This is a genomic window from Rubinisphaera margarita, from assembly GCF_022267515.1.
GTDB lineage: Bacteria > Planctomycetota > Planctomycetia > Planctomycetales > Planctomycetaceae > Rubinisphaera > Rubinisphaera margarita.
Genome location: NZ_JAKFGB010000012.1, coordinates 729,334 through 743,667, shown reverse-complemented (window position 1 = coordinate 743,667; position 14,334 = coordinate 729,334). Strand labels below are relative to the sequence as shown.

The 14,334-nt window shown below is 57.8% G+C and carries 12 protein-coding genes; 7 read left to right on the top strand and 5 right to left on the bottom strand.

Annotation, left to right across the window (positions count from 1 at the left end; translation table 11 throughout):
* Positions 1-79: 79 nt before the first annotated feature.
* Positions 80-655, top strand: a complete 576-nt coding sequence (locus tag L1A08_RS11325; RefSeq protein WP_390896864.1) for a sugar O-acetyltransferase — start codon at positions 80-82, stop codon at positions 653-655.
* Position 656: 1 nt separating this feature from the next.
* Here L1A08_RS11325 and L1A08_RS11320 read toward each other — a convergent pair whose 3' ends face one another.
* A complete protein-coding gene (locus L1A08_RS11320; RefSeq protein WP_238756508.1) occupies positions 657-2,162 on the bottom strand; it encodes a sulfatase in 1,506 nt (501 codons plus the stop codon).
* A gap of 302 nt (positions 2,163-2,464) precedes the next feature.
* Between L1A08_RS11320 and modA the strand changes: the two genes are divergently transcribed.
* The 4 genes from modA to L1A08_RS11300 all read left to right on the top strand — a co-directional run bounded on the left by modA (position 2,465) and on the right by L1A08_RS11300 (position 5,181).
* On the top strand, positions 2,465-3,187 hold the full coding sequence (modA, locus tag L1A08_RS11315) for a molybdate ABC transporter substrate-binding protein (RefSeq protein WP_238756507.1): 723 nt from the start codon (positions 2,465-2,467) through the stop codon (positions 3,185-3,187).
* Between the two features lie 38 nt (positions 3,188-3,225).
* Entirely contained in the window at positions 3,226-3,921 is a 696-nt protein-coding gene (gene modB / locus L1A08_RS11310; RefSeq protein WP_238756506.1) for a molybdate ABC transporter permease subunit, read from the top strand.
* Positions 3,918-4,571, top strand: coding sequence for an ATP-binding cassette domain-containing protein (locus tag L1A08_RS11305; protein ID WP_238756505.1), 654 nt, complete (start codon positions 3,918-3,920; stop codon positions 4,569-4,571). The genes modB and L1A08_RS11305 overlap by 4 nt, the downstream gene beginning before the upstream one ends.
* A gap of 61 nt (positions 4,572-4,632) precedes the next feature.
* Positions 4,633-5,181, top strand: coding sequence for a DinB family protein (locus L1A08_RS11300; protein WP_238756504.1), 549 nt, complete (start codon positions 4,633-4,635; stop codon positions 5,179-5,181).
* Between the two features lie 63 nt (positions 5,182-5,244).
* Here the strand turns inward: L1A08_RS11300 and L1A08_RS11295 are convergent, their stop codons facing one another.
* Positions 5,245-6,708 carry a hypothetical protein gene (locus tag L1A08_RS11295; RefSeq protein WP_238756503.1) on the bottom strand — a complete coding sequence of 488 codons (1,464 nt, stop codon included), beginning with the start codon at positions 6,706-6,708 and terminating at the stop codon, positions 5,245-5,247.
* Between the two features lie 282 nt (positions 6,709-6,990).
* Here L1A08_RS11295 and L1A08_RS11290 point away from each other — a divergent pair, with 282 nt between their 5' ends.
* Positions 6,991-7,629 (top strand): LysE family translocator, encoded by a 639-nt coding sequence (locus L1A08_RS11290; RefSeq protein ID WP_238756502.1) that lies wholly within the window; start codon positions 6,991-6,993, stop codon positions 7,627-7,629.
* A gap of 105 nt (positions 7,630-7,734) precedes the next feature.
* Here the strand turns inward: L1A08_RS11290 and L1A08_RS11285 are convergent, their stop codons facing one another.
* Positions 7,735-8,505: a hypothetical protein gene (locus L1A08_RS11285; protein ID WP_390896876.1), complete on the bottom strand. Its 771-nt coding sequence runs from the start codon at positions 8,503-8,505 to the stop codon at positions 7,735-7,737.
* Between the two features lie 61 nt (positions 8,506-8,566).
* Positions 8,567-9,964 carry an alkaline phosphatase D family protein gene (locus tag L1A08_RS11280; RefSeq protein ID WP_238756500.1) on the bottom strand — a complete coding sequence of 466 codons (1,398 nt, stop codon included), beginning with the start codon at positions 9,962-9,964 and terminating at the stop codon, positions 8,567-8,569.
* A 408-nt stretch (positions 9,965-10,372) separates the two neighbouring features.
* Between L1A08_RS11280 and L1A08_RS11275 the strand changes: the two genes are divergently transcribed.
* Complete coding sequence (locus L1A08_RS11275) at positions 10,373-10,963, top strand: hypothetical protein (RefSeq protein ID WP_238756499.1); 591 nt, start codon at positions 10,373-10,375, stop codon at positions 10,961-10,963.
* Positions 10,964-10,968: 5 nt separating this feature from the next.
* On the opposite strand, the gene L1A08_RS11270 is transcribed toward L1A08_RS11275, so the two are convergent.
* Positions 10,969-13,944 carry a PVC-type heme-binding CxxCH protein gene (locus tag L1A08_RS11270; protein WP_238756498.1) on the bottom strand — a complete coding sequence of 992 codons (2,976 nt, stop codon included), beginning with the start codon at positions 13,942-13,944 and terminating at the stop codon, positions 10,969-10,971.
* Positions 13,945-14,334: the final 390 nt, after the last annotated feature.

The following is a 14,334-nucleotide window of genomic DNA, read 5'->3' as shown; positions in this document are numbered from 1 at the left end:
CTCGAGGAGAGTTTTCTCCCCGTATGCATCCCGATCTGCAGGCAGCCGATTCAGACGACAACGACAGGAGTCATCTCCAGTGGACTCGCAGCGAGAAAGAATGCTGGCCGGACATTTGTACGATCCGCTAGATCCCGAACTCGTTGAACTGCGGAGCATCGCCCGAGATCTTTTCCAGACCTTCAACAGCAGTCGCGCGAGCGAGACAATCGAACGTCGTGCCATCACGCGGCAGCTCTTCAGAACTGGCGGAGACACCGTCACTCTGGAGCCACCTTTTTACTGTGACTATGGCTGCCACATCCGGCTGGGTGAGCAGGTCTACTTCAACTTCAACTGTGTGATTCTCGACGTCTGTGAAGTTCACATCGGCGACCACACCTTCATCGGTCCGGGCGTGCAGATCTACACGGCGACTCACCCGTTGCAGGCTCATCTTCGGAGGACGCAGGAGTTTGGCAAGCCGATCACGATCGGTTCCGATGTCTGGATCGGCGGCGGCGCGATTGTCTGCCCCGGCGTCAGGATCGGGTCACGGTCCGTAATCGGAGCCGGGAGTGTCGTCACCCGCGACATTGCCGAAGACGTGCTCGCCGTCGGCAATCCCTGTCGCGTCGTCCGGGTTATTGATCAGGACAGCCGCCAGACGGACTGACTCAGTTTCGCGTTTTGCGGGGACCATTGTGATAGGGAGAATCGAGGGGAACCCCGCGATTCGGAGCCGGATTCTCTGGGAGAAACCCGGCCAGCTTCGACTTCACGTCCGACAGCCTGGCATCGTCGGCGCGGTTGTCGAACTCGTTCGGGTCGGAATCAAGGTCATAGAGTTCCTCGTAGCCGTCCGGATAATGAATTAGCCGATACCGTCCGTCGGTCACGGCGTGCGAAGGTTCCGTTTCCCCGTTGAACTGATAGGACGTCATCGCCGGTCGTTCGCGTCTGGCGGTCGGCTTGCGAAGCTGTGGCACCAGCGATAGTCCGTCGCACTGTTCGGGAATCGGAAGTTCGGCAAGTTCGCAAAGCGTCGGGTAAATATCCGTTAACGTCGCGGGGGCAGCCGTCCGTTCGCCGTCTTTACTCACACCAGGAGCGTGAATGAAGAGCGGCACATGCGTCGTCTGATCCCAGAGCGCGAACTTTTCCCAGTTGTCCTTTTCGCCGATATGGAAGCCGTGATCGGTCCAGAGGACGACAATCGTATTCTCGGCCAGCGGCGATTGCTCGAGGGCATCGAGAAGTCGCCCGAGTTGATGATCGACATAGCTGATGCTCGCCAGATAACCCTGCATCAGCGTTTTCCACTGCTCGTTATCCGTCACCCACTTATGCCAGTGAACCCGTTCATGCTCGTGAGCATCCTTGAGATCATCGGCCTGGTACTCGGGAAGCTGGATCTCGTCCAGCGGATGCTGATCGAACCAGCGCTGTGAGACCTCAAAGGGAATGTGCGGACGGAACAGTCCCACCGCCATGAAGAGAGGCTTGTCCTGGGGTTGATGAAGCTGCTCGGCCGCCCAGTCGACAATCAGATGATCGCCGTAACTGTCTTCCGGATCTTCCAGAACAGCTGCACCAAACAAATGGTTATTGAGCGGCCGCTTGCCGACGAATCCGGCATTCTGCGGCTTATCGAACTTCGGGCGCGGCCAGTCCGGTGAGATCGGATCGAGCGGATCGCCCCGATAGGCGTCCCAGGCGGAAGGATCATTCTGGGAGTCACCGGGAGTCCACTGCAGTGTATGGAAAATCTTTCCGCCGCCGATCGCTCGGTATCCGTGATCGCGGAAGTGCTGCGAGAGCACGACAGCGTTCTCCAGTTGCGGAGACTCATGTCGCCATCGCGGCCCATGGGCTCGGAACAGATTGCGATACAGCCCTGATGTCGTCGGGTGAACGCCGGTCATTACCGAGACACGCGACGGATGACACGCCGGGGCAGCGCAGTGAGCATTCTCAAAGGTCACCGACCGAGCCGCCAGTCGCTCGAAGTTCGGGGTCTTCACGCCGGGGTGATTATCAAGTGGCGAGATGTAATCATTGAGATCATCAATCGCAATAAACAGCACGTTCGGTTTCTCAGCAGCCCCCACCGGGGACCGCGAGAACAGGGGGAAGACGGCCAGAAAAACGAGGAAGACCGCGAGGCGAGTGCAAACAGGCATCAGTCGGATCCATTCAGAAAATACAACAGGGAGTGAGGTGATCTTCGACTGCTTACAGCCTAGCGATCCGTACATTGATGTACCAGCGGCCGGAACGGTCAGGCTCAGAGTCATTCTCGTGCGCCACCTGGGCACAGGCTTCAGACCCTGGGACGGAGAACTGACGCGGTGACGCTGGCGACTTACGAATTCTGACATATACTGCGCGAGCCATGACATTATTCAGCCCGAACTTCCGTCTGCTGTTTCTTTGCATCCTCTGTATTGCTGGGTGCGGGCACAGTTCTGCGCAGGAGGAACCCGTGCGGGTTCTTTCGGCTGCGAGCACTGCAGAGGCGATGAAGGCTGTCATTGCCAAATTCGGAGAGCAGTTTCCGAACGTCAGGGTCCGGCTGAGCACGGGACCGTCCAACGGTCTGGCACGTCAGATTCAGGCTGGAGCACCAGCCGGACTTTTTCTTTCCGCCAATACGGATTGGGCCGAAGCTCTGGATGGCAAAGGTCTGCTTCAGCAGCGAACCAACCTGCTGGCCAATCGACTTGTGCTCATCGTTCCGGAAGAGAACCCGGCGAATGTTGAGAGCCCGGCGGATCTCATCGGCCCCAACGTTCAGCGGGTCGCGATTGCCTGCGAGAACGTCCCCGCCGGGCTTTACGCTCGTCAGGCACTTGAGAAGCACGGACTCTACGAGACACTGGAGAGCGAGGATAAGATTGCGCGAGGCAGCGATGTTCGAGTTACGCTTGCGTATGTCGAACGTGGTGAAGCCGACGCGGCCATTGTCTACGCGACCGACGCCCGAATCGCTTCTCACGTCAAGGTCGTCATGATCTTCGCTCCGGAAGACTCCGATCCCATCCTGTATCCGCTGGTCCTGCTCGCGGAAGCGGATGAGAACACGAAGCAGTTCTTCAAGTATCTCCAGAGCCCTGAAGCCGCAGTCGTGTTCGAAGAACATGGATTCACCGCAGTTGCCGCTGCGAAGACAATCGCTTCCGATACTTCGAAACATCCCGGGGAATAGCTTCGGTCGAAGGCGACTCTGGTTAGAAGGACGGTACGGTGTCAGCAGGAGAATGGAATGCCATTCAACTCAGTCTGCTCGTCGCGGCGACAGCGATTCTGCTCAGCCTGCCATTCGGAATCGCCCTGGGCTGGCTGCTTGCAAGGAAACGCTTTCCCGGAAAGCTGTTGCTCGAAACGCTGATCAATCTTCCTCTTGTTCTGCCGCCGGTCATCACCGGCTATCTGCTGCTCGTCACCTTTGGTCGTCGGGGACTGATTGGCTCCCGGCTGGAAGACTGGTTCGGCGTGAGACTCGTCTTCGACTGGAAAGGAGCGGCCCTTGCCGGTGCGATCGTTTCCTTTCCTTTGATGGTGCGAGCGATCCGGATCGCCTTCGCAGCGGTTGACCGTCGGGTAGAACAGGCAGCCCGCACACTGGGAGCCGGATCGTTTGATGTCTTCTGGACAATTTCGCTTCCGCTGGCGTTTCATGGCGTAATCACCGGTTCGATTCTCGCATTCGCCCGCAGTCTGGGGGAGTTTGGGGCCACGATTATGATCGCCGGCAACATTCCGGGGGAAACCCAGACGATCCCGCTGTTCGTTTACAACCGTCTCGAATCGCCGGGCGGGTTTGAGCAGTCGTTTGGCATTATTTGTTTTTCGGTCTTAATCTCGGCAGGAGCGTTAATCGTTGGTGAGTGGCTTGATCGCCGCAGCGGAGATCCGCTGCTGCAGGAGCCACGGTCATGAGTTCGGCCCTTTCATTCAACTGCCGGTACAACTATTCCGGCGGATTCGAACTCGAAGCCGCCTTTGAGATGGGCGGCGGAGTAACGGCGTTGTTTGGTCCTTCGGGAAGCGGAAAGACGACAATTCTGTCTCTGATTGCCGGCTTGCTTCGGCCGACGGCCGGCTCGATTCGGATCGGAGACGAGCTGGTTGTCGATACAACGGCGAAGGTATCCGTCCCGGCGGAGCAGCGTCGCGTCGGTTTTCTTTTCCAGGATCATGCTTTGTTTCCTCATCTGCGGGTGAAGCGAAACATCGAGTACGGAGCCAAACGATGCGCGTCCGCTACGATCCCGCTGAAGAGACTGATTGAGACGCTGGAACTTCAGGACCTGCTTCAACGTTATCCCGGCTCGCTGAGCGGTGGCCAGCAACAGCGGGTCGCATTGGCGCGAGCCCTGGCGTCAGGACCAAGTGTCCTGCTACTCGATGAGCCCCTCACTTCTGTGGAAGCTCCATTAAGGGAGCGAATCTCCGGCTATCTCCAGCGCATCGTGAACGAGCACGAAATTCCGGTCCTGCTTGTCAGCCACAATCGCCCCTTCGTCGATCGGTTGGCCGACAGAGTCATTGAAATCCAGGACGGCCGGCTGATTCCCGCTGCAAACTGAACCGGATCCGTCGATACAATGTCCGCACTGACGAATGACCGTGACTCGGGGAGTCTGTATTTTGAGTTCTGTTCAACTGTTGCGACGACTGCACGAACATCGGATCTGGGTGAACCGCCGACTGCGGGAGGCCGTGCGTCCGCTGTCCAGAGATCAGTTGCGTCGATCGTTTCCGATGGGGCAGGGAACCGTCTGGCTGACGCTGACTCACCTCCTCGCAGCCGAGTACATCTGGCTGGAGGCCCTCGACGGTAACGATTCGCCCGTCATGCCCGGCGATCGGCCAGACCGCCGCCCCGGTAACCAGCAGGGCGAGGACGCTCTCCGTTCGCTGGATGAGCTGATCACAAGGTGGGAACAATTCGACGCACGATGGCTGGCCCTGTTCGAGCGGATGACAGACGGATCGCTGAGTGACACCGTTTCCAAGATCAGCACCAGTTCGGGATCGGGAAAACGACACACCACGTCAGCCGCCGATGTCCTGCTGCATGTCTGCACCCACGCTCAATACACCACCGCCCAGCTGGTTAACATGCTGCGGCAACTGGGGCAGACCGATTTGCCCGATGTGATGCTGATCACCATGGCGCGGGAAGAAAAACGATAATCGTCCAGCGAACATTGCGATCGGCGGTGCATCATGGCAGCGGACTTGCACTGAATCGTCCCGTCAGTTCTGGCCGCGGCGATCATTCAGACGCTCCTGCGTGATCACCTGCTCGACGAGTAAGTCGGGAGCCTTGACGAGAGTTCCGTCCGGAAGTCCGAGGTGGGGTGTCATTACAAGAAACATCGGCTTGCCGCCTTCGCGATTCGTATCCGCTACAAACAGATGGCGATCAGGATCCATTTCCGCGACCCGTTCCTGCTTCCACACGACCGGGCGGATCCCACGTCTCCATCGCAGTCCCCAGTAACCATCGGAGATCTCGATCGCTCCCCAAGGCGCGAGAAACTGCGACATTGTGTGGACGTCCGAAGGAATCTTCTCGGCTTCACCTCCGTTCAGCGGCCTGTACTCAATGGAGTAATCGCGAAACAGAAAGCTGTGCGTCGTCTGCCAGAAGTCGACGATCTGCACCGGTTCGAATTGCGATTCGGAACGATCGAGCATCGCATTGCTGAGGAACACGACTTCCAGTGCCAGCAGGGTGGCAAACAGACCACAGCCAGCCGCGAGGGCGATGCGGTCAATGAGCCCAGACGCCTGAATCTCCGGACGGGAACCGAAAGCCCAGAGTCCTCCGAAGATCAAGCCGCCAATGGCGCCAATAACGGCAGGCACAATAGCGATGGTCCAGTTGCCGCCCACCGGCCAGTAGAACTCGACCACGTAAATGACGCCGAGCAGCAGACCAAACAGCAGCATGATGAACGAGATCACAGCGACGACATGGTACGGTTGCATCCCTCGATTGGGACGTCCGTTCTTCAACGCAAACTCCCGATCGGGATCGAGACCGAGCAAACCGTAGATTCGCAGCGTTTTCTCGAACGGCCCGTCGGGGAGTCCAACAAGCGTAACATAGTCCCCTGGAGCGAAGGTCAACTCCAGTGCATCCTTGACCTCGGGTTGGCCCGCCGCATCAAAGTGCACGGAACTTGTCAGCGGTGGTTCCAGGGGAAGCGTGGCCCGCTGAATCTCCTGCGTCTCTGGATCGCGATATTCAACTTCGACCTGGATGAGGAACACATAGGGAATGTCTCCCCCCGAAATCCGTTCGATCTTCAGAATCCGTCCGGTGACCGGAATTCCATCGCGAACGTAGCGATACAGTCCGCGGCCGAACATGTACTTCAATGTCATGATCCCCGCCACGAGAAGCAATCCGGCTCCAAGCAGATCCAGATAGCCGAGCGGAAGTATGTAGAAGGACAGCTCGTGGATGAAAGACAGGCGTGCCAGCAGAAAGCAGTAGAATGCCGAGACGAGCACGGCGAGCAACGAATTTCGCCGTCGCGATGCATACGATCCCCATTTCAGAAAACGGGGAATCGATCGAGGCGGGCTCTCTTTAAACTCGGGCCCATGGTCGAACCCCTCGGGAGGATCAAAAGGTTGTGACCCCTCCAGCCCATCAACGAGTGACAGCTCGATCGCGTCGGCCGGCGCGACTGGATCTGACGAATCCATCTCGACCTCCAAAGGGGAGTGTTATACAAACGGAGAGGGGATGCCGGCATTGTGGGCTGCAACTGGTCTCGATTGCAAATCTCCGCCCGCTTCTCCTGTGTCTCGATCACCCTGAACGAGTGGGCGAACCCGAGTGAGTTCGGCTTGTCCTGCTACCGAATGTACGCACGAGAACCGGTCACTCGACCGTATGTTCGCGAAAGGACGGCGTCTCGCCGGAACCTCTGCATTGTACGCAAACGAAACCAGGAGCCTCTCCAGCTCCAACGACTGGAACGTCATATGCCGCCGCTCGAACTTTTCCCGTCCTTCCTGTTGGCCGCCCTGGCGTGCAATCTCGCTCCGGGGCCGGACCTGCTCGGGATTCTGAGTTATGGCATGTCCCGAGGCCGCCGGGCAGGGCAGGGGTTCGCCTTTGGCGTCGGGCTGGGGGTTCTGTTTCACACGGCTCTGGCGGTTCTGGGGCTCTCGGCTTTGATCGCCGCCTCCCCCATCGCGTTTCGTATCGTGCTCTATGCGGGAGCGTCCTATCTGATCTATCTGGGAGCTCGAGCGCTCTGCAGCCGAACGACGCTCGAAGAATTGGAGCAGACCCAATGCGACCTGCCGGGCGGTTTCTGGAAGTCCGCCGGACATGGGTTTCTGACCAATGCACTCAATCCGAAAGTCGCGATCTTCTTCCTCGCGTTCCTACCGCAATTCATCAACCCGGGTCGAGAGGTCTCCCAGCAACTGCTGGCACTTGGGCTCGTATTCTGGTCGATGACAAACGTCCTCTACATCACGTTCGGCTACTTCTCCGGAACCATCGGAGAATGGTTGAAGCAGCGGGCTTCAGTCGGTCAGTGGGTCGATCGGATCGCCGGCGCCCTGTTCGTCGGGCTTGGACTTCATCTCTTGCTGGTCGGACAGAAGCCGTAAGAGCAATTCGAGCATTTCCATGCTTCTTCTGCAGTCGCGGGGCGCCAATCCCCTGCATGCTGAGTTTGCTCCTGCGAACGCCTGCCGTCCAATTTTGAATTGGCTCTAGTTTGTTTTCCTCTTCTGCTCAGTTAACCCGTCGGTTTCGTCCGGAACGACAATTTTAACGCTCCCGGAGCAACCCTCGTCCTTGCGGCACTCTCCACCAGCAGAAAGCAGGCGGCCATCTGCAAGGCCTTCAATCCCGAGCGAACAGTTGTAACTGTGCCGCCCGAGCATTCTGAAGTCACCATCCGTAATGAGCAGCGTCGGCGGCGAGCCATAGCATCCAAACCACCATCGATCGTGAGCGAAGGTCGCCGTCTGAATCCCCAGGTGCGTATGACCACTCTCGATGACATGCTTCTTCACGAAGCGAAACTCGCTGTCGTACTCGTAGACGTAGTTGACTTCGACTCCGTCAGGCAATCCGCCGATGACAAAGAAGTGCCCCTCTCGAAAGCCCATGCCGCCGGCTCCGTGAAAGACTTCGGGAACCTCATGACGAGAGAGTTCCTCCAGTGACCTGGCGTCATAGACATACACCCAGGAATCGGCTCGTCCTTTCGGGTTGTTGAAGTCACCCAGATTGACCGCGACGTACAATTTGCCGTCATGATGACAGAGGTCGCCGTGATGGTTGACGACAGGGATCTTGCGCACGACCTTGCCATCGCGGTCCGTCTTCACCAGAGTCGTGGTAAAACTCCAGTAGATCGAATCCTCGTCGACACAGACTCCCTGAAGGTGATGCGGATAGCGGCCATCACAGACGACAGGGCCAGTCAGATCGGCAGCGCAGAGGCGGGTCGCCCCAAACGGAATGAGCGCGATCAGCAATAACTTGAATGCAGACTTCAAAGCGAAACTCCTGGTTCCGTTTTTTGACGAGCGGGGTCTATTCCTGAGCCGAGCGGGAGAATTCGTAAAGGCTTTCCCCCTCGTCGTCGTGAAAGGCGATCGTGAGCGCGGCGGGATCCGAGGCGTTGCCAATCGAGACATGCAGGAAGCCGCCGCTGGGCTTTTCGTAGTGAAACGGCTGACGGATCAGTCCGTCGGGGTCCGTGCTGTTCGCGGTTCCCGGATAGGATCCGGAAATCGCGTTCTCATCGTTGATCGCTCCGCACGAGAACTCATGCATGCCACTCGGGTGAATGCTGTGATACTGCCAATGACGATCGCCGCAGAACGTCATCACATGATCCTGAAGTTTATTCTTCTTGAGCCAGTCGAAGAACTCTCCCGCCTCATGACGAAAGCCGGCGAGGTTGGCGTGGTTGTCCTTCTTGTTTTTCGAGTCGGGACCGACCATCGGAGTCGGCGTGATGATCACCTTCCACGTGGCGTCACTTTCTTTCAGCGTCTTCTGCAGCCACTTCTTCTGTTCTGCTCCCCAGATCGTCTTCTCCGGACCGTCTTCCATTTTGTTGGGAGAGCGGTAATCGCGACCTTCCACAAACCAGAGCTGCAGATGCTTATGCACCCGATGAGTTCGATACGTGGGGGACTTTGAATCGTCAGCGGGATGAATCGGCATCTGTTCGCGGAAGATCTCGATGCCCGTATCCGTCAGCGGCAGGCGGCTGCCGGTGCGGTCCGCATCGTTGAAGCGGAAATCGTGGTCATCTTTCGACCAGTAAGCGGGAGTCCGGGCGAAAAAGGCGACCATTCGTGGAAACCGAAACTGCTCGTGCCATTTCTTCCGTAGTTCCGGCAACGTCTGAGCCGCAGTCTTCGCGAAATGGTCGTAGTAAACAATATCTCCGGTCCCGATAAAGAAGTCGGGCTTCAGGTCCAGCATCGCCTGATAAGCGGGATAACCAAGCCTGCGATCCTCATCGGGGGCGGCTCCACTCTTTCCGTTCTTCCCGTGCATGAAGAAGGCGTAGTTCTGACAACTCCCCATCGCAAACGACAGGTGGCCTTCGGCGTCACCGCCCGGCAATGTTTGAAACTCACGTCGCGGACCGGTTTTTGTATTCGACCGATCAGACCCGTAGATCAAACGGTAGTAGTAACGCGTTCCGGGGAGCAGATCTTGAATCTCGGCCCGCACAATAAAGTCCTGTTCCTGTCTCGCCTGGAGCCAGTCGGTCTTTCGTGCATTCTTGAACCCAGGAGTTGTGCTCCATTCAAAACGGGCGACTCCATCAGCTCCCGGAAGGTCACCTTCTGAATCGAGCTCCGGGCCTGGAAGCGCCGTCAGACGAGACTGCAGCAGGACGCTGGTCGTTGTCGGCTCGCCGACCATTTCGCCCTGGGCATGATAAATCTCGTCTGCAGATGCTGAGTTCATCCAGCAAGTCAGCAACAGGATGATTAACGCACTTCTCATCGAGTCAGACCCTCTCTGGGGAAACGTTACGTACTTCGCATCAAAGCAGTCGCACTGCTCCGCTGCGATCCAGGCAAGTTGTCTCCAGCATAGGTAAGCCGCCTCGATCTCTCCACCGTTCGGCCAGCGACTTCCGAGCGAAGGGCCGACGATTCCGACTCGGAACGGATTCCTTCACAAATCGGATCACTTGGAGAATTGAGACCCGTTCGGCAATGAATCTGCACGCACTCTGAGAGTAGCCGTCTTCCAGGAAGAGCGGTCCATTTTCATCTTTCGAGTAAGCCGAATGACAGGGGAGGAAAGGCGATCGTGTGGCAGTGGATTCAAGAAAATGCTCAATCACTCTCCGCCCTGGGGAGTATTACCATGGTTCTGATCTGGCTGCTCTATCTGCAGCTGTTTTATCTCCAGTTCCGACGACATCGGAAGCCGTGTCTGGTGATTCATCACGCGCAGGGGCACGATCCCTCGGACCTGTGCCTGCTGGTTAATATGAGCAGTGAACCGGTGCATGTGCAATGCGTCCTGGCGAAGATCCGTGACGACGATCGCACCATCACCCGCCCGGTGACCGAACTGGGTGAGGTCTCACCAACCACGAGCCAACTGGAATCCGCTTTACGACAGGGACCGATCCGTCCTGGAGACTACATGGTGCTGGGAACGCTGGAGCAGATTCTCAACCTGCAGCCTCTCATCGAGGAGCGGTTGCAGTCCGCTCATACCGATACTGACAGGCAGGTTCTCCCGACTCATGAAATCGAACTCTGCGTCGTGGCGGTTCATGGCCCGAGTGACCATCTCGTCGGAGCACGGCGACGATTCAAAGTTCATCGAGTCAAAAACGGGTGGGTGCTGCAGGCCTCTGAGGCGCAAACAGACCAGCTGGCATCGCACCGTCACATTCGGATCGTCAAGAACTGGCTGGACGAGTACTCCCAAAACACCATCTCATAAATGCCTCACTTTTCCGTCGCCTGTGGAATGGCAGCGGGTTGACTCTGCAGAAACTCGAACAGATCCCGGGCCTCCTGATCCTGTATCTTCTCGAGCAGACTGTCCGGCATGATTGAAACCGGTGAAATCTTCATCAGCTCGATCTTCTCTCGCGGGATCACCCGTTTGGCTCCCTGAGTGTCGGTGAGTTCGAGGATCTCATCGTTCTGACGCCCGATAATCCCGTTGAGAATCGAACCGTCGTCGAGAACGACAATAGCGTTCTCGAATCCCTCGCGAATCTCTGCCGACGGAGCCAGGATCGCCAGCAGCATCATGGCTCGATTCGACCGTTGATATGACGTCAAATCCGGGCCGAGTTTTCGCCCCTGTCCGTTCAACTGATGACAGGCCGCACAATGCTTCTCGTAGGCGAGCTTTCCGCGGTCAATATCTCCGCGACCGCCGACGGATAGTATACGCGTCCAACGATGCAGGTTTTCTTCCAGCTTCTGCGGATCGACGACCGTTGGCCACAACACGTGAATCCGCTGCAGGATCTCTGGATCGCCGTGCAGCTTCATTCGATTCACCGCCAGCACCGGCACCTGTTTCGACTCGATGCGGCCCGCATCCACGGCTTCCAGCAGCAACTCCGTCCAACTGGCTCGCGACACCAGCAGGTCCACTGCTGCCGACTTCACGCGGGAAGACAGCTCGCCATAACGTTTCAGCACAACTCGTCCAATGCGTGGATCCGCAAAAGCTCCCAGGGTGCTGATCACTTCGGCCTGAACGGAATCCGCGACCCCGTCCGCCGCGATCAGGGAGAGCAGGGGATCGACCATTTCTTCCGCTTTCACTTCCGAGATGACCTTCAACAACTCGGAACGTTCCCGACCCGACAACGTTTTCAATTGGTCGATCGTCTCTTCGGACGCACCTTCGAATCGCAATCGCAATCTCAACGGGAGTGGCACCTCCGCCCCCAGAGCCACGAGCGAGCCCTTAAGATCGCTGCTGACCTTCGGCGAAGCCAGTCCTGAGAACGCTTCGCCAAGAGCATCGAGAATCCCAAGCACTCGCTCTGCGGAATTCGTGTCGAGCAAGGTTGCAATGGCCGACCAGTGGGCAGCCGTCCCTTCACCCGCCCAACAGCGGACCAGTCGCGACTCGACAGTCTTCGTATACAACGTCGAACGATCCGCACCGACAGCCTGGAGATCCGCCTGAACCTGCTGCGGATCCTCCGGTCGGGATTGTTCGAAGGCCCACCAGACGAGCAGAGGGAGAAAAGGATCGTCCGCGAATTCGTCGCGGGTCAGCAGTTGTTGCACCACGGGCCAGGCGTGCTCGTCTGGAAGTCGTCGCACCGAGCAGGCGATCTCGGCGACGACGCGGGCGTCCTGTTCGATCCGCGCCTGCTTCGCAAGCGTTTTCACCACAGCTTCCGGTTGACTGCCTTGTTCGCAGAGAAACCGGACGGCCCAGCGTCGCAGCCAGGGGGAAGTTCGCTGCAGCGTCGCGAAGTCTTCTTCGATTGTCAGGGCCGAAAGTGCATGCAGTGCCCAGTAGGCATCGAGCGCGTACGGACTCTCACTCCCATAGAGTTCCCGCAGCTCGTCGCTCAACTCCAGTGGTTGTCGTTCACGGATCAATCGCAGTGCCGTCTGACGAACCGCTCGATTGGGAGACCTGAGCGCAGCAACCAGATCTTCGAAGCTCTGCGGATCGACGTTGACTGCTCCCTTTGCCTTCAACCGGTAGATCGCCCCGGTTTCCGGCTCGATAAACCCTTCGTGATTGCGGTAATGGTTCACCTGGCTGTCGGCCCAGTCGGCGACGTAGAGATTGCCATCGAACCCGAGTGTCAGATCGACAGGCCGGAACTGCGTCCCTTCCGACCACACGGGACGCGAGAGATCTCGCGTCTGAAAGGTGGAGCCCTGCTGTGTAAACGCCGAGAGCACGAGATTGTTGTGCAGGATATCGATCCCGACTAGTTGGCCACGAAACCGTTCCGGCAACGCTTCCGCTTCGTAGATCAGAAAGTGGTGGGTAAAACGTTCCACGTTGTGGTGTTGCATGCCCGGGAAGAATCCGAATGCCCGGCTATTGCTCAGATCGCCATGCTTCCCGAAGTTTTTCAGATAGTATGCCCCAGGCAAAAAATGGAATCCGCGGGTGTTGCCGCCATTGTGTCCGGAGTAGATATCGCCGTGAGCATCGATCTCGAGCCCAAACGAGTTCCCGCCGCCCTCCGCAAAGATTTCGAAAGCGTGCGTAACGGGATGATATCGCCAGACACATTGCCCGCTTCGTTCAACCGGGGTGGAGGACGTAGTCCAGAATGGCGACGTTATACTCAACGAGCAGGTGCTCCCGTTCACCCCGTACAACCAGCCGTCCGCGCCCCATTCGAGACTGTTGGCAATGGAATGCGTATCTTCCAGACCGAACCCCTGCAGATGAACAATGGGGGAACCGCTCGGCTGCAGTTGCCCTTTTTCGGTGGGATAAAACACCAGATACGGCGGGGTTAACACCCACACGCCGTCCCGATCGAACGCCACCGACGTCGCCAGGTTGAGTCCCTCCAGAAAGATTTCGTGGCGGTCATACTGGCCATTGGCGTTTGTATCGGTATGGACCGTGATGCGATCTGTCCCACGAAACGGGGAATCAGCAGCGTGAGGCGGCGGAGGAATCTGCTTGTCATATTCCACCCGCCAGTATTCGTCGCGATCGGTCACCTCGACGCCAGCGGGATCGGGGTATTGACGATACTCAACAACCCACATCCGGCCCCTTTCGTCGAACTTAACCTCCAGCGGCTGGGCAATCTCGGGATTGACGAGCAGCCGCTCGACATCCAGATCGTCCTCACAGAGGATGGGCTTCGCATCAGCCTGTTGAGTTTGCCGTTCTTCTGAGATCGCGGCACTGATGAGAGCCACAATCGAGACAAACGGAACGATCGTGGTCAGGAGAACTCGGATCATCGAATGCGGACTTTCAACGCGAGTGGACGTACGGGGCAGGAACCTGGGGAGGGCATTGCGAACAACCTGTTCTATGTGTTAGTCCAGAGACTCTCACCGGAAATGTCAATGGCCAGACGCCTCCCGCGGTGGCTGATCCCGCGGCCGGTTCGAATCATTTCCGGAAATTCAATTGTCACGGGACGCCGCTGGAAGGTATGTTACAGGGAGTGCTCACAGACTCGCGTCGCCCTGATCTGGAATCGGGGCGAACATAGAAACTCCTCTTGCTCTGCAGGAACGCGAGATGCCTGTTGCCGGAAACGTTTTATCGAGGACTTCGTTCAACCCCCGTTGTGGGGTGCGAAGAAGAACCCGCCCGGCCCGCTCCACATTCGCTGCTTGTTCCCC

What these genes read in the sequence shown, in the direction of transcription:
- L1A08_RS11320 (WP_238756508.1), bottom strand. Translation starts at nt 2,162, where the DNA reads ATGCCTGTTTGCACTCGCCTCGCGGTCTTCCTCGTTTTTCTGGCCGTC.
- L1A08_RS11305 (WP_238756505.1), top strand. Translation starts at nt 3,918, where the DNA reads ATGAGTTCGGCCCTTTCATTCAACTGCCGGTACAACTATTCCGGCGGA.
- L1A08_RS11295 (WP_238756503.1), bottom strand. Translation starts at nt 6,708, where the DNA reads ATGGATTCGTCAGATCCAGTCGCGCCGGCCGACGCGATCGAGCTGTCA.
- L1A08_RS11290 (WP_238756502.1), top strand. Translation starts at nt 6,991, where the DNA reads ATGCCGCCGCTCGAACTTTTCCCGTCCTTCCTGTTGGCCGCCCTGGCG.
- L1A08_RS11280 (WP_238756500.1), bottom strand. Translation starts at nt 9,964, where the DNA reads ATGAACTCAGCATCTGCAGACGAGATTTATCATGCCCAGGGCGAAATG.
- L1A08_RS11275 (WP_238756499.1), top strand. Translation starts at nt 10,373, where the DNA reads ATGGTTCTGATCTGGCTGCTCTATCTGCAGCTGTTTTATCTCCAGTTC.
- L1A08_RS11270 (WP_238756498.1), bottom strand. Translation starts at nt 13,944, where the DNA reads ATGATCCGAGTTCTCCTGACCACGATCGTTCCGTTTGTCTCGATTGTG.